Raw genomic sequence first — 24975 nt, 5'->3', positions numbered from 1 at the left:
CATAGGCGGGCAGGCCCGCCCCTCAGGGAGCCACAATGTATAAAGAGCTCAAGTTCCCCGTCCTCATCGTCCATCGCGACATCAAGGCCGATACCGTTGCCGGTGACCGGGTTCGCGCCATCGCCCGAGAACTGGAGCAGGAAGGCTTCACCATCCTCTCTACCGCCAGTTCCGCCGAAGGCCGCATCGTCGCTTCCACCCACCACGGCCTTGCGTGCATTCTGGTCGCCGCCGAAGGCGCCGGGGAAAACCAGCGATTGCTGCAGGACATGGTGGAGCTGATCCGCGTGGCCCGCGTGCGTGCGCCACAGCTGCCGATATTTGCCCTGGGCGAGCAGGTGACCATCGAGAACGCACCCGCCGAGGCGATGGCAGACCTCAACCAGCTACGTGGTCTGCTTTATCTCTATGAGGACACGGTGCCCTTCCTTGCCCGCCAGGTGGCCCGAGCTGCGCGCAACTACCTGGAAGGCCTGCTACCGCCATTCTTCCGGGCGCTGGTGGAACACACCGCGCAATCCAACTATTCCTGGCACACGCCTGGCCACGGCGGTGGTGTGGCCTACCGCAAGAGCCCGGTGGGGCAGGCGTTTCACCAGTTCTTCGGCGAGAACACGCTGCGCTCGGACCTCTCGGTATCGGTGCCGGAACTGGGCTCGTTGCTGGATCACACAGGTCCCCTGGCCGAAGCCGAGGCCCGGGCCGCGCAGAACTTCGGCGCCGACCATACCTTCTTCGTGATCAACGGCACTTCGACCGCCAACAAGATCGTCTGGCATTCGATGGTTGGCCGCGACGACCTGGTGCTGGTGGATCGCAACTGTCACAAGTCGATCGTCCATTCCATCATCATGACTGGCGCCATCCCGCTGTACCTGACGCCGGAACGAAACGAGCTGGGCATCATCGGACCGATTCCGCTACGCGAGTTCAGCCGTGAGTCGATCAAGGCGAAGATCGATGCCAGTCCGCTCGCCAAGGGGCGCGAGCCGAAGGTCAAGCTGGCGGTGGTGACCAACTCCACCTACGACGGTCTCTGCTACAACGCAGAAATGATCAAGCAGGCACTGGGCGATTCGGTGGAAGTGTTGCACTTCGACGAGGCCTGGTACGCCTATGCAGCGTTCCACGATTTCTACGCCGGCCGCTACGGCATGTGCACCCAACGCGAGGAGCGCTCGCCGCTGGTATTCACCACCCACTCCACACACAAGCTGCTGGCAGCATTCAGTCAGGCGTCGATGATCCATGTACAGGACGGTGGCGCTCGCCGGCTCGACCGGCACCGCTTCAACGAAGCGTTCATGATGCACATATCGACCTCGCCGCAGTACGGCATCATCGCCTCGCTCGATGTGGCTTCCGCAATGATGGAAGGGCCGGCCGGGCATTCGCTGATCCAGGAAACCTTCGATGAGGCCCTGCGCTTCCGCCGCGCCCTGGCCAATGTGTGGCAGAACCTTGCGGCGGACGACTGGTGGTTCGACATCTGGGAGCCGCCCCTGGTCGAGGGAACCGATGCCGTCAGTACCGTGGACTGGCTGTTGCGCCCGGATGCGGACTGGCACGGTTTCGGCGATGTGGCAGACGACTACGTGCTGCTCGATCCGATCAAGGTCACCCTGGTAACGCCGGGCCTGACCGCTGACGGCAAGCTGGGCGAACAGGGCATTCCCGCGGCGGTTGTCAGCAAGTTCCTCTGGGAGCGGGGGCTGGTGGTGGAGAAGACCGGCCTCTATTCATTCCTGGTGTTGTTCTCCATGGGCATCACCAAAGGCAAGTGGAGCACCTTGCTCACTGAGTTGCTGGAGTTCAAGCGCGGTTACGACGCCAATCAGCCGCTGAGCGATGCGTTGCCCTCGATCGCCACTGGACATGGGGCCCGATATGCCGGCATGGGGCTGCGCGATCTCTGCGACGCGCTGCACGCCTGCTATCGCAACAGCGCCACACCCAAGGCGCTGCGACGCATGTACACCAAGCTGCCGGAGTTGGCGATGAAGCCGGCTGACGCCTATGACAAGCTGGTCCGTGGCGACGTGGAGCCGGTGCCCCTGGACAAGCTGCAAGGGCGCATCGCCGCTGTGATGCTGGTGCCCTATCCGCCGGGCATCCCTTTGATCATGCCGGGCGAGCGCTTTACGGCTGAAACACGCGCGATAATCGACTATCTGGAGTTCGCGCGAACCTTCGACATCAGCTTCCCGGGCTTCGATATCGACGTCCATGGGCTCAACTGTCAGGAAAGTCCTACAGGTCGCTGCTATACAGTGGACTGCATCAGGGAATAAATCGGACTGCGGGGGAACGCGATGGCGACTGGGGAAGTGGCGAAGCCTCGCGGCAGAATGGGGTTCTGGACCTGCACCGCGCTGGTGGTGGGCAACATGATCGGCTCGGGCGTGTTCCTCCTTCCCTCGAGCCTGGCCGCCTACGGTGGCCTCAGCCTGTTCGGCTGGCTGATCTCCAGCACCGGAGCGGTGATCCTTGCGTTGACCTTTGCCCGTCTGGCGAGGCTCAACCCCTCGGCCGGGGGACCTTATGCCTATACCCGCGACGGATTTGGAAACTTTGCCGGCTACCTCTGCGCCTGGACCTACTGGAAGGCTGCGTGGATAGGCAATGCGGCCATCTCCGTGACCCTGGTGGGCTACCTGCAGGTCTTCATTCCCGCGCTGCGCGATCCGGTGCTGATGGTGGGCACCGCAATCGGCGCGATCTGGCTCTGCACCCTGATCAACCTGCGCGGCATCGGCGCATTCGGCCTGGCACAGAACATTCTCACCGCGCTCAAGCTCATCCCACTGCTGCTGGTGGGTATTCTCGGCTGGTTTTCCTTCCATCCCGAATACCTGCGAATTCCCGAGGTCAGCGAGCTGCCGCCAGGCGCTGGCGGATACGCCAATGCCATCGCCACCACGGCGGCACTCACGCTCTGGTCATTCATTGGCCTGGAGTCGGCGACCGTGCCGGCGGATGATGTCGACGACCCCAAACGCACCATCCCACGTGCCACGGTGTTTGGGACCCTGGTGGCGGCCGGGGTCTACATCCTTTCCATTACTGCCGTACAAGGCGTTCTGCCGCCCGACGTGCTGATGCATTCCACGGCGCCTTTCGCCGATGCAGCGCGGGTGCTGGTGGGGGAGTGGGGCTATCACCTGGTGGCCGGCGGCGCGGTGATCGCCTGCCTGGGCGCGCTGAATGGCTGGGTCCTGCTGCAGGGCCAGATTCCGATGGCCACCGCCCGCGATGGCCTGTTGCCTGAATCTCTGGCGCAGACCAACAAGTACGGCGTGCCGGCCCATGGCCTACTGGTTTCCGGCGTGCTGGTCACTGCGCTGGTGCTGGTGGATGGCCAGGGCGACCTGGTGGAGGTGTTCAACGTCATCATCCTGCTCGGCACCATGACAGGCGTGGTGCCTTATGCCTTCTGCACCGCAGCGTTGCTGCAGCAACTGGCGGTGAAGCCCGGCGACTTCTCCGAGCGCGAACGTGGTCGGCTAGTGGCCATCGGCGTGCTGGGCTTTGTCTATTCCATCTGGGCCCTCTACGGCACCGGCGAGCAGGCCATCTTCTGGGGCTTCCTCGTGCTCATGGCCGGCATTCCGCTCTATACCTGGCGGCAGTGGCGCAATCGGGTGCAGGCCGAGGCGGCCGTCAGAGCCAATGGCTGACGGCCCACCAGCCGAGTACGCCCATCACGATGGTGTAGGGCAGGGCCATCCACACCATGCGGCCGTAGGACAGGCGCACCAGCGGTGCCACGGATGAGGTGAGCAGGAAGAGGAAGGCCGCCTGGCCGTTGGGCGTGGCGACACTGGGCAGGTTGGTACCGGTGTTGATGGCCACCGCCAGGGTGTCGAAATGCTCGCGGGTCATGTTCCCGGCATCCAGCGCGTTCTTCACTTCGGTGATGTAGATAGTGGCAACGAAGACGTTGTCGCTGATGGCCGAGAGCAAACCGTTGGCGATGAACAGCATCCCCGGTTGCTGGTCCACCGGCATCGCCAGTACCGCGTGGATGATCGGGGTGAACAGGTGCTGCTGCTGGATCACCGCCACCACCGCGAAGAAGGTCACCAGCAGGGCGGTGAAGGGCAGGGCGTCCTGGAATGCGCGGCCAATCTGGTGCTCGTCGGTGATGCCGTTGAAACTGGTGATCAGCACGATCACCAGCAGGCCAATCAGTCCCACTTCCGCCACATGCAGCGCCAGGCAGAGGATGAGAATCAGCGCTGCCACGCCCTGGACCATCAGCGCCAGACGCTGGTTCTGGGTGCGCCGCAGGTTCTCTTCATGGGCGAAGTCAGCCAGCACCTGCCGTACGCTGTCTGGCAACTGGGCGCCGTAACCGAACCAGCCCAGTTTCTCCAGCAGCACGCAAGTCAACAGGCCCGCCGCCAGCACCGGCATCGACACCGGCGCTACGTTCAGGAAGAAGTCCTTGAAGTGCCAGCCGGCCTCGTGGCCGATCAGCAGGTTCTGCGGTTCGCCCACCAGGGTGCAGACACCGCCCAGGGCGGTGCCCACGGCGGCATGCATCAGCAGGCTGCGGAGGAAGGCACGGAAGGTCTCCAGATCCTCGCGGCTGGAGCTGGCGACGTCGTGGTCGGAGTCGGGGCTGTGCTCATCGCCCGCACCCTTGCCGGAGGCTACGCGGTGGTACACGCCGTAGAACCCGAGGGCAACGCTGATGATCACGGCAGTCACGGTCAGCGCGTCAAGGAAAGCCGAAAGGAAGGCCGCCAGCAGGCAGAACATCAAGGCCAGCAGGGTCTTGCTGCGCACGCCGAGCAGCAGGCGGGAAAACAGCAGGAGCAACAGGTCCTTCATGAAATAGATGCCCGCCACCATGAACATCAGCAGCAGGATCACTGGAAAGTTGTGCTTGAGCTCCTCGTAAACCGCGTCGGGTGTCGCCAGGCCGAGCAGTATTGCCTCCAACACCAGGAGCCCGCCCGGCAGCAGGGGATAGCACTTGAGAGCCATGCCCAAGGCGAAGATGAACTCACCTACCAGCAACCACGAGCACACCACCGGGCCGAGAAGCCAGAGCACTACGGGATTCAGCACCAGGAAGCCGATGATCGTCAGCTTGTACCAGCGCGGCGAGTTGCCGAGGAAATTGCGGCCGAGGGCGACGGCGGGCGAGGCGGGCATCGGGGTTGTCCTTGGACTTGTGGTTACAGATGGGCGCAGGGAAAGTGACAGCCTGGTCCCGGTAGATCAAGCGTTTAAGCCGGTTTTTCGATGTGAAGTGGCAATTGCATGGCGTGGCCTGCGTCACAGTGGGCAGCATCGACTTTTACTTCGTGCTTGTTATAGTTGCCGGGCTTCCTGAATGACACTTTTTCTGTGGCGCACGCCGAGGACTGACCCGTGCCTGATTACAAAGCCTTCCGCGTAGAGTTGGCAGACAAGATCGCCCATGTGCAGATCAATCGTCCGGAAAAGATCAACGCGATGAATGCCGATTTCTGGAAAGAGATCGTCGATGTATTCCGCGAGATCGAGGATAACGATGAAGTTCGGGTAGTGGTGCTTTCCGGCGCGGGCAAGCATTTCTCCTCGGGCATCGACCTGATGATGCTCGCCTCCGTCGGTGCCCAACTTGGTCCGGATGCTAGTCGCAACGCACGCGCCCTGCGCCGCAAGATTCTAGAGCTGCAAGCCTCGTTCAACGCTGTCGACAACTGCAGCAAACCGGTGATCGCGGCTATCCAGGGCTACTGCCTGGGTGGCGCCATTGACCTGATTTCAGCTTGCGACATGCGTTACTCGACCGCCGATGCGCAGTTCTCCATCAAGGAAATCGACATCGGCATGGCGGCTGACGTCGGCACCCTGCAGCGCCTGCCGCGCATCATCGGCGACGGCATGATGCGCGAACTGGCCTATACCGGCCGCACCATCGACGGTGAAGAGGCGCAGCGCCTCGGGCTGGTCAATCGAACCTACGCCGACCAGGTCGCCCTGCTCGACGGGGTGTTCGGCATCGCCCATCAGATCGCCGCCAAGTCCCCTATCGCCGTACGCGGAACCAAGGAAATGATCCGCTACATGCGCGACCACCGGGTCGACGATGGCCTCGAATACATCGCCACCTGGAACGCCGCCATGTTGCAATCGGCCGACCTGCGCGTGGCCATGACAGCCCACATGAGCAAGCAGAAGCCAGAGTTCGCTGACTGATGCGATTCCGCACACTCGCGCGGGAGGCGCATTAAGGCATGGTCACTGGAGTCACTTCGCTGGGGCTGGTGCGCGACGAACTGTTCGCCACCATGGAGCATGCGGAACAGAGCCTCGAGCAATTCATTGCCGAGCGTCAGAACGGCAGCCTTTTGCAGCTGGCCGTGGAAGCCATGCACCAGGTACGTGGAACGCTCAACCTGATCGAGCTCACCGGCGCCGAACTGCTGGCCCAGGAGCTGCTGGACCAGGCCACCGACATTCCCACGGGAGCGGGCGAGGAGCGCGACGTCCAGCTGGCAGCGCTGAGCAATGCACTACATGTGCTGCGCCGCTACCTGGAGAATCTCGACCTGCATCGCCAGGAAATGCCGGAGCTGCTGCTGCCCGCCATCAACGACCTGCGTCAGGCTGGCGGCCAGCCGCCACTGCCGGAGAGTTACTTCTTCAGCGTCCGCCTGGACCAGGCGCGTCGTGTCGCGGTGGAGGTTCGGTTGCCGGAAGGTGCCGATCCCGACGCCCTGGCCCGGCGTTTCCGTCAGGCCTATCAGCAAGGGCTGCTCGGCTTCCTGCGCGGACAAAAGGTATCCAGTGCGCTGCGCACGATGGAGCGCGCACTTGGTGGCCTCGAACGCCTGTATGGCGATCAGCCCCGTGGCCGCCTGTGCTGGATCGGTGCGGCCGCAATCGAGTCGCAACTGGCCGGCCAACTGTTGGCGCGCAAGTCGCGCAAGCAGCTGTTTTCGCGGCTGGACCGTGAGCTGAAGTCGCTGCTGGCCAACGCCGCCTACGAGGCGCCGCGTAATCTGCAGAAGGAACTCCTCTACCTGGTTGCGTTGGCCGACAGCCAGGCACCTCGCTCCCAGGAACTGCGCGAAGTCTTCGGCATGACCGCGCTGCCTTTTACCGACCAGCTCCTGGAGCAGGAATACCAGCGTCTGTCCGGCCCTGGTCAGGCGGTTATGCGTTCGCTGTCCTCGGCCATCTTCGAGGAGCTGAACAGCGTCAAGGATATGATCGACCTGATCGAGCGCGGCACTGCGCCGGGCGAGTCCTTTGGAAGCCTGCACGCTCTGCTCGGAAAGCTGGCCAAGACGCTCGTCATGGTCGGCCTGAACTCCCCCGGCAATGCCTTGCAGGTACAGCTGCCGATGGTGGCGGCCTGGGGCGCAAGCAAACCAGTCGATTCCAGCGAATTGCTCAAGCTCGCCGATGCGGTGCTTTATGTGGAAAGCATGGTGGCCGGCCTCGATAGCGGCGAGCGCCGAGGCGTGCGCCAGGCCGTCGAGCCGGGGCATGAAGCGGAGTCCTTCGCCAATCATCAACTGGCCGAAGCGCGTATCGTGGTGCTGGATGAAGCCCAGGCGGGGCTGTCCCTGGCCAAGCGGGCCATCACTGCGTATCTCGAATCGAACGGCGACAAATTGCACCTGGCCAACGTACCGGTAAGTCTGCAAGCCGTGCGTGGCGGGCTGTGGTTCCTCGGTCAGGAGCGCGCCGCCGCCCTGGTTGCCGCCTGCGCGGAATACATCCAGCAGCAGATGCTGGAAACCTCCTTGATGCCTTCGGAGCAGATGCTTGAAACCCTGGCAGATGCCCTGACCAGCCTCGAGTATTACCTCGAAGGCGGCGCCGGCATGCGTCGTGGCTTCCAGACCGATGTGCTCGACCTGGCCGCCAATAGCGTGCGCGCCCTCGGCTTGCCGGTGGCGGCCTGATATGGCGGGCGAGCGCTGGCAGTCGGGCTTGCTGGATGCCTCGGCACCTGGTGGCTGGGCCGTGGCCCACTGCCGCCAGCAGTTCCTCACTGACAGCAATGGCGTGCTGTTTCCCCGTGAGTGGCTGAAGCGCCAGGAGTTGCCGGTGCTCGCCGAGCATGGCATCGGTCACTTCGATGGTGACCCTATCTACCTGCTGGAGCTGGCTCACCCGGCCGACGTGGCTGGCTGCTTCTGGCAGGGTCTGCGCCAGGTGATGTTGCAGGGTGATCCGGATACCTTCCGCATGCTCGGTTACGCCAGCCAGATTGGTACCTGGGCGGACCAGAACCGTTTCTGCGGCAGCTGTGGTCAGCGTATGGAGCAGGTCGCGGGCGAGCGTGCAATGCGCTGCCCGAGCTGTGAAGTTCACCATTATCCGCGGCTGTCACCGAGCATGATCGTGCTGGTGAGTCGTGGCGACGAGTTGTTGCTGGCGCGCTCGCCACGCTTCGTCAGTGGCGTCTACAGCACGCTGGCGGGTTTCGTCGAACCCGGCGAGTCCGTGGAAGAGTGCGTGGCTCGCGAGGTGCGGGAAGAGGTCGGCGTAGAAATCGGCAATATCCAGTACATCGCCAGCCAGAACTGGCCGTTCCCGCATTCGCTGATGCTTGGCTTCCACGCCGAATACCGTAGTGGTGAGATCGTGCCGCAGCCCGGTGAGATCGAAGATGCCCGCTGGTTCCCCGTGGATGCGCTGCCGCCATTGCCGGCGCAGCGCTCCATCGCGCGTTACCTCATCGACCTCTACGTTGCGCGTCGTCTCGGCCTAGCCGATCCAGTGTTGCCACACTAGACGCGCGGTCAGCGCCAGTACCACCAGGATGAACACCGGGCGGATGAACTTGGCGCCGCCCTTGATGGCGGTGCGTGCGCCGAGGAAGGCACCAGCCATCAGCGCCACCCCCATGCTGATACCCAGTGCCCAGGCGACCTGGCCGGCGGCGATGAAGACCACCAGGGCCATGGCGTTGCTGACGAAGTTCATGCTGCGGGCGACGCCGCTGGCGCGCACCAGGTCCAGGGGATAGAGCAGCAGGCTGCTGACGGTCCAGAAGGCGCCAGTGCCAGGGCCTGCCACACCGTCGTAGAAACCCAGTCCGAGGCCCTGGGGCCATTGGCGGTCACGGGGTATCGGTGCGTCCTGGCTGTGCTCGACATCCGGCGTCTTGCCGAACAAGAGGTAGAGGCCACATCCGAAGACCACCACCGGCAGCATCTGGTTGAGCCATGCAGCGGGTAGCCAGTGAGCGATCACCGCGCCCAGTGCGGCGCCGATGGCCGTGGCGATCAATGCGTTGCGCCATTTCGATGGGTCGAACAGCTTGCGCCGGTAGAAGGTGTAGCTGGCGGTGGCGGAGCCGAAGGTGGCGCAGAGTTTGTTGGTGCCCAGCACCAGGTGGGGCGGCAGACCCGCAGTGAGCAGGGCGGGGATGGTCAGCAGGCCGCCGCCGCCCGCGATGGCATCGATGAATCCGGCAAGAAAGGCAACGGCGGCGAGAATCGCCAGGGTGGCGGGATCGACCGCCAGCTCGAAGGGGATTGGCATGGAAAACGAGGTCCGTGTCTACAACTGCCGCGTGGCTTGTGGCTGCGGCTTTGGGAGTTGCGCATAATGCCGGCATTTTCACGCATAAGGAATGGGCTCCATGCAGTATGACGGCCTGGCCTGGGCTACTGCCCTGCTGGCGGTGTTGGTCGCGGTAGTGGCGGGACGCATTCTCTTCGACCGCAGCTGGTTCCTCGGCTGGCTCCGTGGCACCTGTGGGCTGGCATTCCTCGCCCTGGCGTTGCTGGTAGCGTTGGTGGCCCGGGATCTGTGGAGCTACAGCACGCTACCCGAAGACAAGCCATTGGTGACCCTGAGCTTCAAATCCATGGGGCCGCAGAGCTATCAGGTCACCTTGCTCGAGGGGGCTACCGAGCGCGAACTGCTGCTGGATGGCGACCTTTGGCAGCTGGATGCGCGCCTGTTCAAGTGGAAAGGGTTGGGCAACCTGCTGGGGCTTCAACCGGGCTACCGCCTGGAGCGGTTGTCGGGTCGCTTCCTGGCCATCGAGCAGCAAGCCCTGGCCCAGCACCCGCGCGCGCAACTGGCGAGCAGCCCCTACGGCGTCGATCTTTGGCGCTGGCTGCGTCTGGCACAGCGCGACTTCTTCCTTTTCGTGCCTGAGGCTCAGCGTGTGACCTATCTGCCGATGGCTGACGGTGCGGTGTATTCCGTGAGTCTGTCACCCACAGGCCTGCTGGCCCAGCCACTGAACCAGGTGGCCAAGGAAGCGTTGAAGGACTGGCGCTGATTCCAGGACATCTCACTGCGGGAGCGAATTCACTCCCAAAGAATCCTGGACATGAAAAAGGGAGCCCTCGGGCTCCCTTTTTCATGGGCGTGAGCCTCAGGAGAGGAAGCCGCCGTCGACGTTCAGTGCAACGCCGGTGGTGTAGCTGGAGGCATCGCTGGCCAAATACAGAACGGTGCCAGCCATCTCGCTCGGGTCGGCAACGCGCTTGAGCGGGATGCGCTGCAGGGCGACGTTGAGGATGGCATCGTTCTTCACCAGGGCCGAAGCGAACTTGGTGTCGGTCAGGCCCGGCAGCAGGGCGTTGCAGCGGATGCCGAACTGGGCGCATTCCTTGGCGAAGACCTTGGTCATGCTGATCACGGCGGCCTTGGTCACGGAGTAGATGCCCTGGAACTCGCCTGGGGAAACGCCGTTGATGGAAGCGACGTTGATGATGCTGCCACCACCGTTCTGCTTCATCAGCTTGCCGCCTTCGATGGACATGAAGTAGTAGCCACGGATGTTGACGTCCACGGTCTTCTGGAAGGCCGACAGGTCGGTGTCCAGCACGTTGCAGAACTGTGGGTTGGTCGCGGCGTTGTTGACCAGGATGTCGAGGCGTCCGAACTTCTCGCGGATCTCGGCAAAAACGTTCTGGATCTGTTCCATCTCGCCGATGTGGCAGGCGATGGCGGTGGCCTTGCCGCCTTCGGCGATGATGGCATCGGCGACGGCCTGGCAGCCCTCGATCTTGCGGCTGGAAACGATCACGTGGGCACCTTGCTGGGCCAGCAGCTTGGCGATGGCTTCACCGATGCCGCGGCTGGCGCCTGAAACGAAGGCGATCTTGCCGTCGAGGTCGAACAGGTTGGTCTTGGACATGGGGTTCCCCTTGTTGTAAGCCGGTTTACAGCCGTGATTGGTTGATGACCTGCAGGCTCATCTGCTCCAGCAGCTTGTTCATGTGGATGAACTGGGCGAAGCGCTTGTCCTGGGTCTGGCCGTGGAAGTAGCGGTAGTAGATCTGCTGCACGATGCCGGCCAGGCGGAACAGGCCGTAGGTGTAGTAGAAATCGAGGTTGGTAATCGGCGGCAGGCCGGCGCGCTCGGCGTAGTAGTCGGCGAACTCCTGGCGGGTCAGCATGCCCGGCAGGTGGCTCGGCTGGCGGCGCATCAGTTGCACCGGCGCTGGGTCCTTGGCCTCGATCCAGTACGCCAGGGTGTTGCCTAGGTCCATCAACGGATCACCGATGGTGGTCAGCTCCCAGTCCAGTACGCCGATGATCTTCAGCGGGTCATTCGGATCGAGAATGACGTTGTCGAAGCGGTAGTCGTTATGCACGATGGCCGGCTTGTGGTGGTCTGCGGGCATCTTGTCCTTGAGCCAGGCCTTCACCGGTTCCCAGGTCGGGGCGTCCGGAGTCGTGGCCTTCTCATAGCGGTCGGTCCAACCCGCGATTTGGCGCTGCACGTAGCCTTCCGGTTTGCCCAGGTCGCCCAGGCCGCAGGCGTTGTAGTCGACCTTGTGCAATTCGACCAGCTTGTCGATGAAGCTCAGGCAAAGCTCACGGGCCTGGCCTTCCTCGAGCTTCATGTCGGCTGGGAGGTCGGCGCGCAGGATCACGCCCTTCACCCGCTCCATCACGTAGAACTCGGCACCGATCACCGATTCGTCAGTGCAGTGCACGTACGCCTTCGGGCAGTAGGGGAAGCCGGAATTGAGCTGGTTGAGGATGCGAAACTCACGGCCCATGTCATGGGCGGATTTCGCCTTGTGGCCGAAGGGTGGACGGCGCAGCACGAACTCCTGGTCGGGGTATTCCAGCAGGTAGGTCAGGTTGGATGCACCGCCAGGGAACTGGCTGATGCGCGGGGTGCCGGTCAGGCCTGGAATGTTGGCCTTCAGGTATGGGTCGATAACAGCGGCGTCGAGCTCTTCGCCTTCGCGGATGCGGGTGGACTGATCAGTAAGCGTCATGCTTATCCCTTCTACTTATGATGGGGGCCCGAGACTATTCGCTAATCTAATGCCGCCTTGGCGGCGTCACAAGCTGAACGAGCCGTTATAGACAAAGGTGTTGCAGCACAATCAGGCTGCCTGATTCGCCTGTGCCGTCTGCATCGGGCGAAAAAAAACCGGAGCCCTGGGACTCCGGTTTCTTGTTCGTGATCTGAGCGTTGAGCTTAGACCGGGAACAGTTCGCCGAGCTTCATCGCCAGCATCATGTCGCCTTCGGCGCGCAGCTTGCCGGCCATGAAGGCCTGCATGCCGTCGGTTTCGCCGGTCATGATGCCGACCAGGGTGGCGCTGTCCATGATCAGGGTGACGTTCGGATTCGGGGCATCACCCTGCTGTACGTCGCAGGTGCCATCCTTGACTACCAGGTAGTGGTTGTCGCCATCTTCGATGTTGAACTGGAATACCAGGTCCAGGCCAGCGGCGGCACCGGCGTTGAACTTGGACTGCATGGTTTTGACGATGTCAGCAACGTTGGTCATGGTGTTTTCCTTTTTCTAGGGTTTTATCCAGCGGCCCTTCCGGCCGCGGTGGGCCGGACTCAGCGATAAGTGATGAGTTCCGGCGCCTTCAACAGTTCCAGATGCACATGACTGTTGAAGGAAGCCAGGGTCACTTCGCTTCCACGGAACTTCAGGCGGCTGAGCGAGGTGTTTACGATCTGCCAATTGAGGCTGAAGGCGCTGTCGGCCGGTACACCCGCTACCAGGTGGAGCAGGGCGGTGATGGTGCCGCCCGAGGTGAACACGGCAATGTTCTGCTTGCTGTCAGCGTCGGCCAGGACACGTTCAAGACCACCACGGACCTGCTCGACGAAGGCGGACCAGCTCTGTAGGCCAGGCTTGTCGTACTCACCGGAGACCCAGCGCAGCACCAGCTTGGAGAACAGGCGCTGGAACTCGGCGCGGTTCTGCACGGCGTTGCGCAGCACGTGCAGCGCTTCGGGTTCTTCTGGAAGCAAATCCGGGAGCAGGGCGCGAATCACCGCGTCGGCATCGAATTCGTTGAAGGCTGGATCGATCTGGATTGCAGGAGCGCCAAGACCGGCAGCGTCGAACTGTGCGAGTGCGGCCTGGGCGGTATGCTGCTGGCGACGCAGGTCGCCGCTGTAGCAACGATCCAGACGCAGGCCCAGTTGGGCAAGGTGGGCGCCGAGTACTTCGGCCTGGCGGATGCCGGTGGGCGAGAGGACATCGTAGTCATCGGCGCCGAAGGAGGCCTGGCCATGTCTTATCAGATAGATGCTGCCCACGTACTGGCGTCCCGTGAGGTTGAAAGTTCCGCGAGGGTATGAGGAAGCCAGGGGGCTGTCAACGAAAAAACATACGCTTGTTTGAATGCATTCCCACTGTTTATGCAGACGTTTCCGTTAACTGGCGAGCCGGGAATGGCGCCGTTATGCTTGCGGGTCTTCGCGCCACCGAAAGGCCGGCGCCAGTTGGGATAACAAAGGGGATTCAAGTGGAGTTCTTTGCCGAGTACGCAGGTTTTCTGGCCAGGACCGTGACTGTGCTGGTGGCCATCCTTGTCGTGCTGGTGGCCATCGCGGCGTTGCGTGGCCGCAACCGTCGTGTGGCCAGCGGTCATCTGGATGTACGCAAGCTCAACGACTTCTACAAGGACCTGCGCGAGCGCCTGGAGCACTCGGTGCTGGACAAGTCGCACGTGAAAGCCGCGCGCAAGGCTGAAGCCAAGGCAGCGAAGAAAGCCAAGAAGACGGCCGAGATGAAGCCACGGGTCTTCGTGCTGGACTTCGATGGCGACATCAAGGCTTCGGCAACTGATCACCTTCGCCATGAAGTGACCGCACTGCTGTCGATGGCCACGGACAAGGACGAAGTGGTGGTGCGACTGGAAAGCGGGGGTGGCATGGTACACAGCTACGGCCTGGCTTCGTCGCAACTGGCGCGCATTCGCGATGCTGGCGTACCGCTCACGGTCTGCGTGGACAAGGTCGCGGCCAGTGGTGGTTACATGATGGCGTGCATCGGCAACAAGATTCTCGCAGCGCCTTTCTCCATCATCGGTTCCATCGGTGTCGTTGCGCAGCTGCCAAATGTGCATCGACTGCTGAAGAAGCACGATATCGACTTCGAGGTGCTTACCGCCGGCGAGTACAAGCGCACGCTGACTGTGTTCGGCGAAAACACCGATAAGGGCCGGCAGAAGTTCCAGGAGGACCTGGAAACTACTCATGAGCTGTTCAAGGGCTTCGTCGGGCGCTATCGCCCGCAGCTGGATATGGCTGAGATCGCCACGGGCGAGGTCTGGCTGGGCATGGCGGCGCGGGACAAGCAACTGGTGGACGAGCTGAGTACCAGTGACGAGTACCTTGCCACGCGGGCCAAGGAAGCAGAACTGTTCCATTTGCACTTTGCCGCTCGCAAGAGCTTGCAGGAGCGCGTAGGGCTTGCCGCCAGTGTGACGATCGATCGTGTGCTGCTGAGCTGGTGGGAGCGGCTGAGCCAGCAGCGTTTCTGGCAGTAAACCCGATCTGCGCCAGGCCCTCTCAACCGCCTGCATTGAGCGACTCGGTTTCCCAAAAGCGAGTCGCCGCGTGTTTTTGTCGCACGCTGCCCCCCTCATCTCTCTCCTTCACTACCGTCGGCAAGATCTTGGCTAACTCCAGTTGCCGACGGAGAAGTGCCGCCATGACTGCCGATACTGGAGACAGAAGCAAGCGCAAGGAAACCCGGTTGTTCCTTTTCCTGGTGGCGTGTCTGTTTCCCATCCTTGCCGTGATGATCGTCGGCGGATACGGCTTCATCGTCTGGATCTACCAGATGATCGCCGGGCCCTCCTGTGTAAAGGGCTGATCGACCGCCGGCTCAGTGCGTCCCAGGTCAAGGTCGCGGTGCTTTCCACGTTCCGGCACCGCAGCTTCGACCTTGCCGACATACCCATGGTGTTCAAACCGCAGAGCGACCTGTTCATCCTCAACTACATCATCCAGAGCGGCGCGGTCAATCAAGACTTCATCGACAAGCACGTCAGGTTCGCCCAGGGCGCCGAAGTCATCGGCTACGGGCTGAGGCCTACCGACCCGCTGGAACAAAAGGCGAAGAACGCGGCCAAGGCCAACACCTGGTCCGACATCGTTTTCGACGAGTTCGCTGCTTACGTGAAGCTCTATACCCTCGAGCGTGCGGCCAAGGAATCCGGGGTTTCCGCCGCGCACCTGAAAACCCTGGCCGAGATGTATGCCGACCCGAAGCGCAAGGTGGTGTCGTTCTGGACAATGGGTTTCAACCAGCACACGCGTGGGTCTGGGCGAATAACCTGATCTACAACATTCATCTGCTCACCGGGAAGATCAGCGAAGCCGGTAATAGTCCATTTTCTCTCACCGGCGCGCTGGCTTCGGGCGAGGCTACCTGCATCGACTGTCACAAGGGGATCGCACACCACCTCCCTGACATGACTGGTGTGAAAGGGTGGCAGTAGCGCTCCAGGTTGGTGGTTATCAGGTCAGCTCGGGCAGCAACACGCTCTTCCACAGGGACTGTTCGTACTGCGGTTTGAAGAATCCGAAGTGGCCGATGTTCTGCTCGCCCACATCGGCGGGCGCGATGCGTTTGAAGCGTTTCTCTGCCTGGCGATAGAAGCTGTGCAGCGACTCGGTGTTGCGCCCGGACATCATCTCGTCGTCGGTAAAGGAGATCGAGGTGATGGGCGTACGTACCGCGGAAAAAGCCTCCCTCACTTCTTCGCCTTCAGCGCCCACGGCGTACTCCGGGTCCAGGCACCAGCGCCGCCACTGATTGATTACTCCCTTGGGCAGGTCGCCCACCATCCCCAAGCGCTTGCCGGGGAAGTAACCGGCCAGAGGCGTAACCAGCGGGGCGACCAGGAACCACAGGAGCCATACGCGGCGGCGCAGTTCGGCGGTGTTCTCGCGCCAGTAGCCGCTGCCCGTAGCAATGGTCAGCACTTTGCTGATGCGTTCTGCCCCTTCGACGAAGGGCAGGATCTGTCCTCCCAGGCTGTGACCGATCCAGTACAGTGGCTTGCTGCCGGCCGCATTGGCCACCAGTGAGAGCATGGTGCTGCAGTCATGGCGGGCCCAGTCGAGGATGTCCACGTTCAGGTTGCGCAGATGGCCATTGCGCGACTGGCCCATGCCGACATAGTCGAACGTGGCGACCAGGTAACCCCGGTCCGCCAGCCAGGTGGCGAAAGGGGCGTAGTAGCGTTGCGGCACACCCATGGCAGGTACTATCAGCACTGCAGCCTGGACCTCGCCTTTGGGGCGGAACCAGTTGGCGCTGATGAAGTGGCCGTTGCCGTTGTCGATCCGGGTTTCTGTCGAGCTGCTCATTGCATCCATCCTGACGTCGAGAGGCTTCTGGAAAAGCGTGAACCCGGGCAGTATACGAAAGCTAGAAAAGTATTCTAGAAAAATATTCTAGTCTCATCAAAGGACATTCATGAGCCGTCCCTCGCGCAAAGACGACATTCTCCAGGCCGCCTTGGCCTGTTTCAGTGAACAAGGGGTGGATGCCACCACCATCGAGATGATTCGTGATCGCTCGGGTGCCAGCATCGGTAGCCTCTATCACCATTTTGGTAACAAGGAGCGGATCATCGCTGCGCTCTACCTGGAGGGGGTCAGCGGCTATGCGCGCTTGCTGGAGGCAGGCTTCGCCAAGGTCGACAGTGCCGAGGGTTGCATCAAGCTGCTGGTGGCCTGCTACGTCGATTGGGTGCTGGCGAACCCGGATTGGGCTCGTTTCATTCTGCACAGCCGGGGTAGGGTAGAGGCGAGCGAGTTGGGCGAGCAGCTTCGCGAAACCAATCGCTTGCACCACGGGCGAATCGACGAGGTTCTGCGGCCCTACCGCGAACAGGGTGCCTACCGTGAAATGCCTCGTGACTGCTTCGTTTCCGTCGTCATCGGCCCGGTACAGGATTTCACCCGCAATTGGTTGGCCGGGCGCACCCGCACGAGCCTGGCCGATTGCCGCGAGTTGTTCATGCAGGTGGCATGGGACGCGGTTCGCGCCTAGTCCTTGGTGGAAAATGTACTTGTGGAGCGAATTCATTCTCGAATGAATGCGCCCCACAAACACCACACCCAACAAAAAGCCCCGCAGATGCGGGGCTTTTTATCGGCGCGTCACTCAGGCCGTGCGGCGGCGGAACAGCGGCAGGGGCTGATCGCTGGACGCCTGGTAGACCTCGGAGAACTCCTCGAAGGCCTTGAGGGCGTCGTACGGGTCCTTGTCCGCACGCAGGGCGAAGGCGTCGAAACCGCAACGCTTGAGGGCCCAGAGCTGGTCGCGCAGCACATCGCCAATCGCGCGCACTTCGCCCTTGTAGGCGTAGCGCTGGCGTAGCAAATAGGCGGTAGAGGAGTGACGGCCGTCGGTGAAAGCCGGGAAGTTCAGGGCGATGACCTGGAAGTGCTCCAGGTCATCAGCGATTTCCTCGATTTCCTCATCGCTGTCCAGCCAGACGCCCAGGCCGCCATCGCGTGCCTTCAGCGCATGGGCGTGATCGCGCCAGAGCGCGAGCGGAATGATGATGTCGTCGCAGTTGGGGATGCCGTCGAGGGTCGCGTCCTTGGCCAGCAGATGCCAGGTCTCGTCGATGACCTGGCCGTTCTTAATGATTCGCTGCATATACGCGCTCCTTGAACGGATCGATACCGATACGGCGGAAGGTGTCGAGGAACTGCTCGTCCTCGGTGCGCTGTTCCACGTAGACCTTGATGATTTTCTCGATCACATCGGCCATTTCATCCTGGGCGAAGGACGGACCGAGGATCTGTGCCAGGCTGGCATCACGGCCGGCGCTGCCGCCGAGGGACACTTGATAAAACTCCTGGCCCTTTTTGTCCACGCCGAGAATGCCGATGTGGCCGACATGGTGGTGGCCACAGGCGTTCATGCAACCGGAGATGTTCAGGTCCAGGTTGCCGATGTCGAACAGGTAATCCAGGTCGTCGAAGCGACGCTGGATGGCTTCGGCCACCGGGATCGACTTGGCGTTGGCCAGGGAGCAGAAGTCGCCGCCCGGGCAGCAGATGATGTCGGTCAGCAGGCCCACGTTCGGCGTGGCGAAGCCAAGCTCACGCAGTTCTCCCCACAGGGTGAAGAGCTGGGACTGCTCGACGTCAGCGAGGATGATGTTCTGGTTATGGCTGTTGCGGACTTCACCGAAACTGTAGCGGTCGGCCAGGTCGGCGATGGCGTCCAGTTGCTTGTCGGTGACGTCGCCGGGGGCCACGCCGGTGGGCTTCAGTGACAGGGTCACAGCCACGTAGCCGGGCTTCTTGTGGGCCACGACGTTACGGGTGCGCCAGCGGCCGAAGCCGGGGTGCTCGGCATCCAGGGCTGCGAGGGCGGCGTCCTGGTCTTCCAGGGCCTTGTAGGTCGGGTCGACGAAGTGCTTGGCGACGCGAGCCACTTCAGCTTCGGTCAGGGTGGTGGGGCCATCCTTCAGGTTGGCCCACTCGGCATTCACGCGCTCGGCGAAGACTTCAGGGGTGAGTGCCTTGACCAGGATCTTGATGCGCGCCTTGTACTTGTTGTCACGGCGGCCATAGCGGTTGTACACGCGCAGGATGGCGTCGAGGTAACTGATCAGGTGCTGCCAGGGCAGGAACTCGTTGATGAAGCTGCCCACGATCGGGGTACGGCCCAGGCCGCCACCGACGGATACACGGAAGCCCAGTTCGCCGGCATCGTTCTGCACCGCTTCCAGGCCAATGTCATGGACTTCGATGGCCGCGCGATCGCTTACGGCGCCATTGACGGCGATCTTGAACTTGCGCGGCAGGTGGGAGAATTCCGGATGGAAAGTGGACCATTGGCGGATGATCTCGCACCAGGGGCGCGGGTCGACGAGCTCGTCACGGGCAACGCCGGCGAACTGGTCGGTGGTGGTATTGCGGATGCAGTTGCCGCTGGTCTGGATGGCGTGCATTTGCACGGTGGCCAGCTCGGCGAGGATTTCCGGCACATCTTCCAGCTCCGGCCAGTTGTACTGGACGTTCTGGCGGGTGCTGATGTGGGCGTAGCCCTTGTCGTAGTCGCGAGCGATCTGCGCCAGCTTACGCACCTGGACCGAAGAGAGCAGGCCGTAAGGCACGGCAACGCGCAGCATGGGCGCGAAGCGCTGGATGTACAGGCCGTTCTGCAGGCGCAGCGGGCGGAATTCCTCACCCGAGAGCTCGCCTTCCAGATAGCGGCGGGTCTGATCGCGGAACTGCTTTACGCGGTCCTCGACGATCCGTTGATCGTACTCGTCGTATACGTACATGAAATGTCCTGTTGTCAGGCTGCTTACAGCTTTTCTGCGCGCACGGCCGCGCACTCCCCGCGGAGCCGGAGGAAGATACCAGTTCGGGGTTATGCGCAAAAGTGATGTTTGAGTATATGTAAAGAACCAAAAGTTATTGTTTGGCGGGGGTGCATAACCCTTCGGCTTGAGCCCCTGCAGGGGCTGGTCTTTACTCGATGTGCAAGCCGCCTATAACCACAACAAATGGGGGACGCCATGACCGATCATTCCGAGGACTCCAACCGTGACAGCAAGGTTGACGCCTGGGCCATCTTTTTCCTGATTCTGATCGCCGTTTCCACCGCTGTTTTCTGGGTCAGCCACCAATAAAGAAGGCGTAAAGCGGGCCAGCTTCCACTGGCCCGCTTCGTCGCGCCCGAATGCCCTGCAAGAAGTGGTTATACTTCGCCGCTGCTTTTTCAGGGTGATCGAATGAAAGGTCGCTACTCCTCCCTTCTTTTTGGCTTATGCCTGGCGTTCAGCCAGTCGCTGAGTGCCGCATCCGTGGTGTTTCTCAATCCGGGCCGTACTAGCGAGCCCTTCTGGGCCAGCTATGCGCAGTTCATGGAAGCCGCTGCCCGCGACCTGGGTATGGGCCTCGAGGTCCGATATGCCGAGCGCGATATGAACCTGATGCTTGAGCAGGCCCGCGAAGTGCTTCAGGGCGAGAATCGGCCCGATTACCTGCTGTTCGTCAATGAGCAGTATGCGGGACCGGAAATCCTGCGCCTGGCCCGAGGCAGCGGGGTCAAGCTGTTCACGGTGAACAGCAACCTGACACCCGACCAGCAGATGCTCACCGGGGCCACCCGGGAACGCTATCCCGACTGGATCGGCAGCATGGTCGCGAACGATGAGGAAGCCGGGTACCTGATGGCGCGTACGCTCCTGGATCTGCAGGAACAGCGTACGCCCGGTCAGCCCTTCGATGTGCTGGCATTCTCCGGCGTCAAGCAGACTCCCGCTGCGCAGCTACGCGAGCAGGGGCTCATGCGCGCCCTGGCGGAGGCTCCCAATGCCCGCTTGAGGCAGTTGGTCTATAGCGAATGGAATCGCGATCGTGCCTACACCCAGGCGTTGCAATTGTTCCAGCGCTATCCGGAGGCCAAGGTGGTGTGGTCGGCCAATGATGAGATGGCCTTTGGTGCAATGAAGGCTGCCATTGAGCTTGGGCATGAGCCTGGAAAGGATGTGCTGTTCTCCGCCTTGAACAATTCCACGGAAGTCCTGCACACCTATCTCGATGGGAAGATCAACGCCCTGGTCAGTGGCCACTTCACCATCGGCGGTTGGGCCATGGTGCTGCTCCACGACTATGACGCCGGACTGGATTTCGCCAGGCATGGTGGCAAGGACCGGGAAGTGCGGTTGTTCATGTCGCTGGATCGGGACAAGGCGACACGCCTGCTGCGGCGTTTCGAGCGACAGGGTTTCGATCTCGATTTCCGAAAATTCAGCCTGGTCGGCAAGAAGGCTGCCGGCGATTACCGATTCTCCCTCGAGCCGTTGATCGACTGAGGCTCACACGCCAGCGAAGTGAAGCACCAACTTCACCAGCCCATAGAGCACCAGCACGAAGATCGCCGTGAAGAGCACGCCCAGGATGATGAAGTGACTGGGCTTGCCGCGGCTGAAGTCGCGAGCGCGGTTCTTCCCGCTCTGCACGCCGAAGGCGGCCGCCAGCACGCTTTGCAGCATTTCCCGGAAGCTCAGGGGTTGGTCGTGATTCTTGTCGTCCATGGAGCACCTCCTGGCCTGAGCTTAGCTCGTTGGGCCGGATTTGCCGTTGGTCGTTTCAGGACGTGGGGCGGTGCAGGCGGCGGGTGTTGACCAGTTCCACTGCGCGGGCACGCAATTGTCCACAACCGCCCTCGACGTCCTGCCCGGCAGAGTTGCGGACCTTGGTGAGCACCCCGCGACTGTGCAGGTAGCGCACTATCTGCACGATGCGGTCACCGTCAGGGCGCTGGTATTCGTCCGCGTCCAGGCTGTTGTAGGGAATGAGGTTGAGCACCGCGTACTTGCCCTTGAGCAGACGCAGGATGCCATCCATTTCCTCCTGACTGTCGTTGATGCCCTTGAGTAGCGTCCATTGGTACTGGATCGGATAACCGATGGTGCGGGCATAGGTTTCGCCCAGCTCCACCAGTTCGTCCGGGGTGATGCGCGGTGCCTTGGGCAACAGCTGTTCGCGAAGATCGGCGCGGGTGGTATGCAAGGACAGGGCGAGGGCAGGCTTGACCCGCTCGCGAGGTAGTCGCTCGAACACGCGCATATCGCCCACGGTCGAAAACACCAGGTTCTTGTGGCCGATGCCGCCGTCGGTGCCTAGCAGGTCGATCGCTTCCAGCACGTTCTCCAGGTTGTGGGCGGGCTCGCCCATTCCCATGAACACCACCTTCTTCACCGGTCGGAAGCGGCGCGCGAGGGCGACCTGGGCAACGATTTCGGCACTGCCTATCTGACGAAGCAAACCGCTCTTGCCAGTCATGCAGAATACGCACCCCACAGCACAGCCAACCTGGGTGGAAACGCAGAGGCCGTCTCTGGGCAGTAGCACGCTCTCCACCATCTGGCCGTCGCGCAGCGCTACCAGCAGGCGGGCAGAGCCGTCGGAACCAGGGTGCTGGGAGTCCAGTCGCACCAGCGCGTCCAGCTGTTCGGCCAACGCAGGCAGGCCGTCGCGGACGCTCAGAGGCAGGAAGTTTTCAGTGTGCTGGCGACGGGTGCCGCTATCCAGGGGTTTGCCTTGCAGCCAGGCACGCACCACCCGTCCGCTGTGGACGGGGAGGGCGCCGAGGTCGGCCAGCTGTTGATGGATATCGCTGATACGCATGGGGCGCGCATCCTACCACTGTCCCCGAAGGCGTGGCAGGACCGCCAGGCGTCCAGCTTGCCGGCTTCAGGGAGCCTCTACGGTGATAGCCAATGCGGAGGTCATCCGGATAACCACTTCCTGATTGAGATAGGAAGGCTTTAGCTCGATGTCGGGGCGCACCCTCACGACCTTGCGGGTGCCATCGTCGAACTCCAGCGTGGCGGTGTGCTGTGTGGTGTCGATGGCTTTGACCACTGCAGTGACTTCCACGGTATTGGCCGCCAGCATGCCCGGTTTGTCGCCTTCGGGAGCGGTTGCGACCAGGCCGGCAGCGCCATCTTCATGGGCTTCGCCAGGCGCGCGCAGCTGGATTACCCGCTCGTGGGTCACCACTGCATTGACCCGGTCTCCGATTTTCAGCTGCGGGAAATTGCGCATTTCCGGCACCGCGTTGAAGGTCTGGCGATTGCCCTTTTCGTCTTCAAGAGTGAAGGTCCGCTTCTGATGATCGATGGCCGTAACGACCGCCGAGACTTGCTCCGTCTCCGTGACGACGCTACCTGGGACACCCTGGGCGTAGGCTTCGCCTGTGCTGGTGGTCGCGTCCAGACCATCATTCTCGGCATGACTGCTGCACGCTCCGAGCAGGCTGAGTGTGATCAAGAGCGCAGGGATATGGCTGGAGTGAGGCATGTCGTGTCCACCTTGTTTGATCGGCTTCCAGAATGATTGGATGCGCGGCAGGCGGTCGTCCATTTTTATCCGGGCATCCCGCCTGGTCGGCTTCTTCAGCGTAGGCGAGGCGACGACATTTGCCTCCGTGGTATTCTGGCGCGCTGTTCGATCCAGTGATCCAGGAGCTGTAAATGAAGTTCATCCATCAACGCGAGCACCTCAACGAGGGCGACCTGGTCGTCATCCAGTGCTCGCAGACCTGCAACATTCGCCTGATGAGTGATGCGAACTTCCGCAGCTTCAAGAACGGCGGCCGTCACAGTTATCACGGCGGCGCGTTCGACCGTTTCCCGGCGAAGATCGTGATCCCTAGTACCGGCTTCTGGAACGTCACTCTCGACACCGTTACCCGTCGCGCCATCAGCGTCACGCGCAAGCCTAACTTCGAGTGGTCGATCAAGTTCGTGAGACGTACCAAGGGTTGAGCCCAATGCATGGTAGGCCAGGCTAGTTGGTCTGGTCGCCGCTCAGTAGCAGCTCTGCAAGTCTGGCCGCGTGTTGACGCAACTCTGGCACCGCGGTCGCTTCCCAGTAACGGGCACGGAGCATGGGGCTCAGCAGGAACAGGCGCTCATGGGCGTCGTTGTCTCTGCCGATCAGGCGATAGTCCGCTGTGGCCTCCACGCCCAATCCTTCGTCGTCTCGTCGTACAACGCCACGGGCGTGTAAACTGTTCAACAGCGGCTCGTCCAGTCTTGTGAGGTCACTACAGGGCCCCGTGCAGTTGATGATGTGGTCGACCTCGAAGCGTTTCGTCTGCTGCTTTCCGCGCAGCTTCAGATCCAGTATCAGCGCCTCTTCGGAGGCCTTTGCCGTTCTCACGCATCCGGCGACTACCTCCAGATGGCGATGCTGTAGCATTGCTTCGATTCGCGCGGAGACTTTCGGTGCAGCTCTGTGTCGATGAACCTCCCAATATGGCTGCAAGTGGCGCAGAAAGCGTCTGCGCTCGCTGCTATCCAGCTGCTGCCAAAGCATTGGCGTCGCAGGGCGCAGCGCTGCGAGCGCTTCACGCCAGTCATAACCATCACGCTGGGCAGCGCGCACGTATGCCCGGATGCCGGACAGCAAGTGCCTAGTCCTGGCCCGACGGAGCAGCGAATCGGGTACCGCCGGAAGGTTTGGTGATTCCAGATTGGAGCGGTGGGCCTGAGGCAGAAGCGCCCGCCGTGAAAATGCTTGCAGCGTGCCGTTGTGGCCTTGGTCTTGAAGGGCCAGCGCCACGTCGAGCATGGTAAGTCCGGTGCCGATCAACAGGACCCTTGCATTCCGCTCGATTGGCCCGAGCGCGTGGGGCCGCCACGGGTCGCGAATGAATCGTGAATCTGAGGCAATGCTGGCGAGTGGAGCGGGTACCGCTGGTGCGAAGTTCCCCGTGGCAATCACTGCCTGTGTGCTTTCCAGGCGACGGCCGTCCAGCAAGGTCAGGACGACCTGGTCGGACGCCATGTCGATATCGATGACCTGGGCTACGACATGCTCGAACGAAACTACCGGAGATTTGCAGGCAATAGCCTCCGCCAAGCGCTGCTCCAGATAATCCCCATAGAGGCTCCGAGGCAGAAAGTCGCCCATCCGCGCGCTGGGCAATTTGGACTGGGCGTACAGGAGGAAATCGTCATGGCGTTCCGGGAACAGGCTCATGCGTCCTGCGGGAACGTTGAGTAGGTGGCTGGTCGAACGGGTGCCGTAGGCCAGTCCTCTCGCCAGGCGTCCTGAGCGATTGATCAGCTGAACATGCAGTGGTCCTCTAGCGTGGTTCAGCAACTGGACGGCCAGCGCCGTCCCACAGAATCCGCTGCCAATGATGCTGATGTGCTGATGCACTCTCATGCCTATCCCCCAATACGTCCTTCGGGCACACTGCTGCAACGGATCAGATCAATT

General features: G+C 62.0%; 24 protein-coding genes and 2 pseudogenes. 13 read left to right on the top strand and 13 right to left on the bottom strand.

The annotated features are described in order from the left end of the window. Nucleotides 1-35: 35 nt before the first annotated feature. On the top strand, nucleotides 36-2291 hold the full coding sequence (locus tag E8E75_RS14515; protein WP_153917167.1) for an arginine/lysine/ornithine decarboxylase: 2256 nt from the start codon (nucleotides 36-38) through the stop codon (nucleotides 2289-2291). 21 nt (nucleotides 2292-2312) lie between these two features. Beyond that, nucleotides 2313-3677 (top strand): amino acid permease, encoded by a 1365-nt coding sequence (locus E8E75_RS14510; RefSeq protein WP_153917165.1) that lies wholly within the window; start codon nucleotides 2313-2315, stop codon nucleotides 3675-3677. On the opposite strand, the gene nhaB is transcribed toward E8E75_RS14510, so the two are convergent. Beyond that, nucleotides 3661-5163, bottom strand: a complete 1503-nt coding sequence (gene nhaB, locus E8E75_RS14505; protein ID WP_153917163.1) for a sodium/proton antiporter NhaB — start codon at nucleotides 5161-5163, stop codon at nucleotides 3661-3663. The two genes, E8E75_RS14510 and nhaB, sit on opposite strands and share 17 nt — an antisense overlap. Nucleotides 5164-5382: 219 nt before the next feature. Here nhaB and E8E75_RS14500 point away from each other — a divergent pair, with 219 nt between their 5' ends. From E8E75_RS14500 to nudC, 3 genes are read left to right on the top strand one after another with little or no spacing between them, the layout of a single operon-like run. After that, nucleotides 5383-6195, top strand: a complete 813-nt coding sequence (locus E8E75_RS14500) for a crotonase/enoyl-CoA hydratase family protein (protein WP_280359293.1) — start codon at nucleotides 5383-5385, stop codon at nucleotides 6193-6195. Nucleotides 6196-6233: 38 nt separating this feature from the next. Next, entirely contained in the window at nucleotides 6234-7913 is a 1680-nt protein-coding gene (locus E8E75_RS14495) for a ferrous iron transporter B (RefSeq protein WP_120650320.1), read from the top strand. A gap of 1 nt (nucleotide 7914) precedes the next feature. After that, entirely contained in the window at nucleotides 7915-8748 is an 834-nt protein-coding gene (gene nudC / locus E8E75_RS14490; protein ID WP_153917161.1) for an NAD(+) diphosphatase, read from the top strand. Here nudC and E8E75_RS14485 read toward each other — a convergent pair. Further along, nucleotides 8722-9495, bottom strand: a complete 774-nt coding sequence (locus E8E75_RS14485) for a TSUP family transporter (protein ID WP_280359343.1) — start codon at nucleotides 9493-9495, stop codon at nucleotides 8722-8724. The genes nudC and E8E75_RS14485 overlap by 27 nt on opposite strands. A gap of 106 nt (nucleotides 9496-9601) precedes the next feature. Here E8E75_RS14485 and E8E75_RS14480 point away from each other — a divergent pair, with 106 nt between their 5' ends. Continuing rightward, entirely contained in the window at nucleotides 9602-10252 is a 651-nt protein-coding gene (locus E8E75_RS14480) for a hypothetical protein (protein ID WP_120650326.1), read from the top strand. A gap of 96 nt (nucleotides 10253-10348) precedes the next feature. On the opposite strand, the gene E8E75_RS14475 is transcribed toward E8E75_RS14480, so the two are convergent. The 4 genes from E8E75_RS14475 to E8E75_RS14460 all read right to left on the bottom strand — a co-directional run bounded on the left by E8E75_RS14475 (nucleotide 10349) and on the right by E8E75_RS14460 (nucleotide 13503). Next, the gene (locus E8E75_RS14475; RefSeq protein WP_120650328.1) at nucleotides 10349-11116 is read right to left on the bottom strand and encodes an SDR family oxidoreductase; all 768 of its coding nucleotides are present in this window, start codon (nucleotides 11114-11116) and stop codon (nucleotides 10349-10351) included. Between the two features lie 25 nt (nucleotides 11117-11141). Next, complete coding sequence (locus E8E75_RS14470) at nucleotides 11142-12212, bottom strand: phosphotransferase family protein (RefSeq protein ID WP_120650330.1); 1071 nt, start codon at nucleotides 12210-12212, stop codon at nucleotides 11142-11144. A 206-nt stretch (nucleotides 12213-12418) separates the two neighbouring features. Then, a complete protein-coding gene (locus E8E75_RS14465; RefSeq protein WP_077526001.1) occupies nucleotides 12419-12733 on the bottom strand; it encodes an SCP2 sterol-binding domain-containing protein in 315 nt (104 codons plus the stop codon). A 59-nt stretch (nucleotides 12734-12792) separates the two neighbouring features. After that, nucleotides 12793-13503, bottom strand: coding sequence for a histidine phosphatase family protein (locus tag E8E75_RS14460; RefSeq protein WP_120650332.1), 711 nt, complete (start codon nucleotides 13501-13503; stop codon nucleotides 12793-12795). Between the two features lie 209 nt (nucleotides 13504-13712). Between E8E75_RS14460 and sohB the strand changes: the two genes are divergently transcribed. From sohB to E8E75_RS14440, 4 genes and pseudogenes are all read left to right on the top strand, one after another. Further along, a complete protein-coding gene (gene sohB / locus E8E75_RS14455; protein ID WP_280359288.1) occupies nucleotides 13713-14738 on the top strand; it encodes a protease SohB in 1026 nt (341 codons plus the stop codon). Nucleotides 14739-14902: 164 nt separating this feature from the next. Further along, entirely contained in the window at nucleotides 14903-15067 is a 165-nt protein-coding gene (napE, locus tag E8E75_RS14450) for a periplasmic nitrate reductase, NapE protein (protein ID WP_153917155.1), read from the top strand. After that, a pseudogene (locus E8E75_RS14445) lies at nucleotides 15064-15602 on the top strand (molybdopterin-dependent oxidoreductase); the annotation flags it as partial. The gene napE and the pseudogene E8E75_RS14445, both read left to right, overlap by 4 nt. Continuing rightward, nucleotides 15597-15695, top strand: a pseudogene (locus E8E75_RS14440) (NapC/NirT family cytochrome c); the annotation flags it as partial. The pseudogenes E8E75_RS14445 and E8E75_RS14440, both read left to right, overlap by 6 nt. 19 nt (nucleotides 15696-15714) lie before the next feature. On the opposite strand, the gene E8E75_RS14435 reads toward E8E75_RS14440, so the two are convergent. Next, nucleotides 15715-16569, bottom strand: coding sequence for an alpha/beta fold hydrolase (locus tag E8E75_RS14435; RefSeq protein WP_120650336.1), 855 nt, complete (start codon nucleotides 16567-16569; stop codon nucleotides 15715-15717). A 109-nt stretch (nucleotides 16570-16678) separates the two neighbouring features. On the opposite strand from E8E75_RS14435, the gene E8E75_RS14430 reads away from it, so the two are divergent. Next, nucleotides 16679-17257, top strand: a complete 579-nt coding sequence (locus E8E75_RS14430) for a TetR/AcrR family transcriptional regulator (protein WP_120650338.1) — start codon at nucleotides 16679-16681, stop codon at nucleotides 17255-17257. 114 nt (nucleotides 17258-17371) lie between these two features. Here E8E75_RS14430 and E8E75_RS14425 read toward each other — a convergent pair whose 3' ends face one another. Beyond that, entirely contained in the window at nucleotides 17372-17872 is a 501-nt protein-coding gene (locus E8E75_RS14425; protein ID WP_120650340.1) for a DUF934 domain-containing protein, read from the bottom strand. Continuing rightward, entirely contained in the window at nucleotides 17856-19514 is a 1659-nt protein-coding gene (locus E8E75_RS14420) for a nitrite/sulfite reductase (protein WP_153917153.1), read from the bottom strand. Before E8E75_RS14420 ends, E8E75_RS14425 begins: the two co-directional genes overlap by 17 nt. A 453-nt stretch (nucleotides 19515-19967) precedes the next feature. Between E8E75_RS14420 and E8E75_RS14415 the strand changes: the two genes are divergently transcribed. Next, the gene (locus E8E75_RS14415) at nucleotides 19968-21053 is read left to right on the top strand and encodes an ABC transporter substrate-binding protein (RefSeq protein ID WP_153917151.1); all 1086 of its coding nucleotides are present in this window, start codon (nucleotides 19968-19970) and stop codon (nucleotides 21051-21053) included. 3 nt (nucleotides 21054-21056) lie between these two features. Here the strand turns inward: E8E75_RS14415 and E8E75_RS14410 are convergent, their stop codons facing one another. From E8E75_RS14410 to E8E75_RS14400, 3 genes are all read right to left on the bottom strand, one after another. Next, nucleotides 21057-21275, bottom strand: a complete 219-nt coding sequence (locus tag E8E75_RS14410; RefSeq protein ID WP_120650346.1) for a DUF2970 domain-containing protein — start codon at nucleotides 21273-21275, stop codon at nucleotides 21057-21059. A gap of 55 nt (nucleotides 21276-21330) precedes the next feature. Beyond that, entirely contained in the window at nucleotides 21331-22371 is a 1041-nt protein-coding gene (locus E8E75_RS14405; RefSeq protein WP_153917149.1) for an RNA methyltransferase, read from the bottom strand. A 66-nt stretch (nucleotides 22372-22437) separates the two neighbouring features. Next, nucleotides 22438-23109, bottom strand: a complete 672-nt coding sequence (locus E8E75_RS14400; protein WP_174235568.1) for a hypothetical protein — start codon at nucleotides 23107-23109, stop codon at nucleotides 22438-22440. 110 nt (nucleotides 23110-23219) lie between these two features. On the opposite strand from E8E75_RS14400, the gene E8E75_RS14395 reads away from it, so the two are divergent. Continuing rightward, nucleotides 23220-23513 carry a DUF1883 domain-containing protein gene (locus E8E75_RS14395; protein WP_069084458.1) on the top strand — a complete coding sequence of 98 codons (294 nt, stop codon included), beginning with the start codon at nucleotides 23220-23222 and terminating at the stop codon, nucleotides 23511-23513. Between the two features lie 22 nt (nucleotides 23514-23535). Here the strand turns inward: E8E75_RS14395 and E8E75_RS14390 are convergent, their stop codons facing one another. Then, nucleotides 23536-24921 (bottom strand): FAD/NAD(P)-binding protein, encoded by a 1386-nt coding sequence (locus tag E8E75_RS14390; RefSeq protein ID WP_120650349.1) that lies wholly within the window; start codon nucleotides 24919-24921, stop codon nucleotides 23536-23538. Between the last annotated feature and the right edge of the window lie 54 nt (nucleotides 24922-24975).

Source organism: Pseudomonas sp. BN606 (genome assembly GCF_029873115.1).
Lineage (GTDB): Bacteria > Pseudomonadota > Gammaproteobacteria > Pseudomonadales > Pseudomonadaceae > Metapseudomonas.
This window is presented reverse-complemented; position numbering and strand designations above follow the sequence as displayed.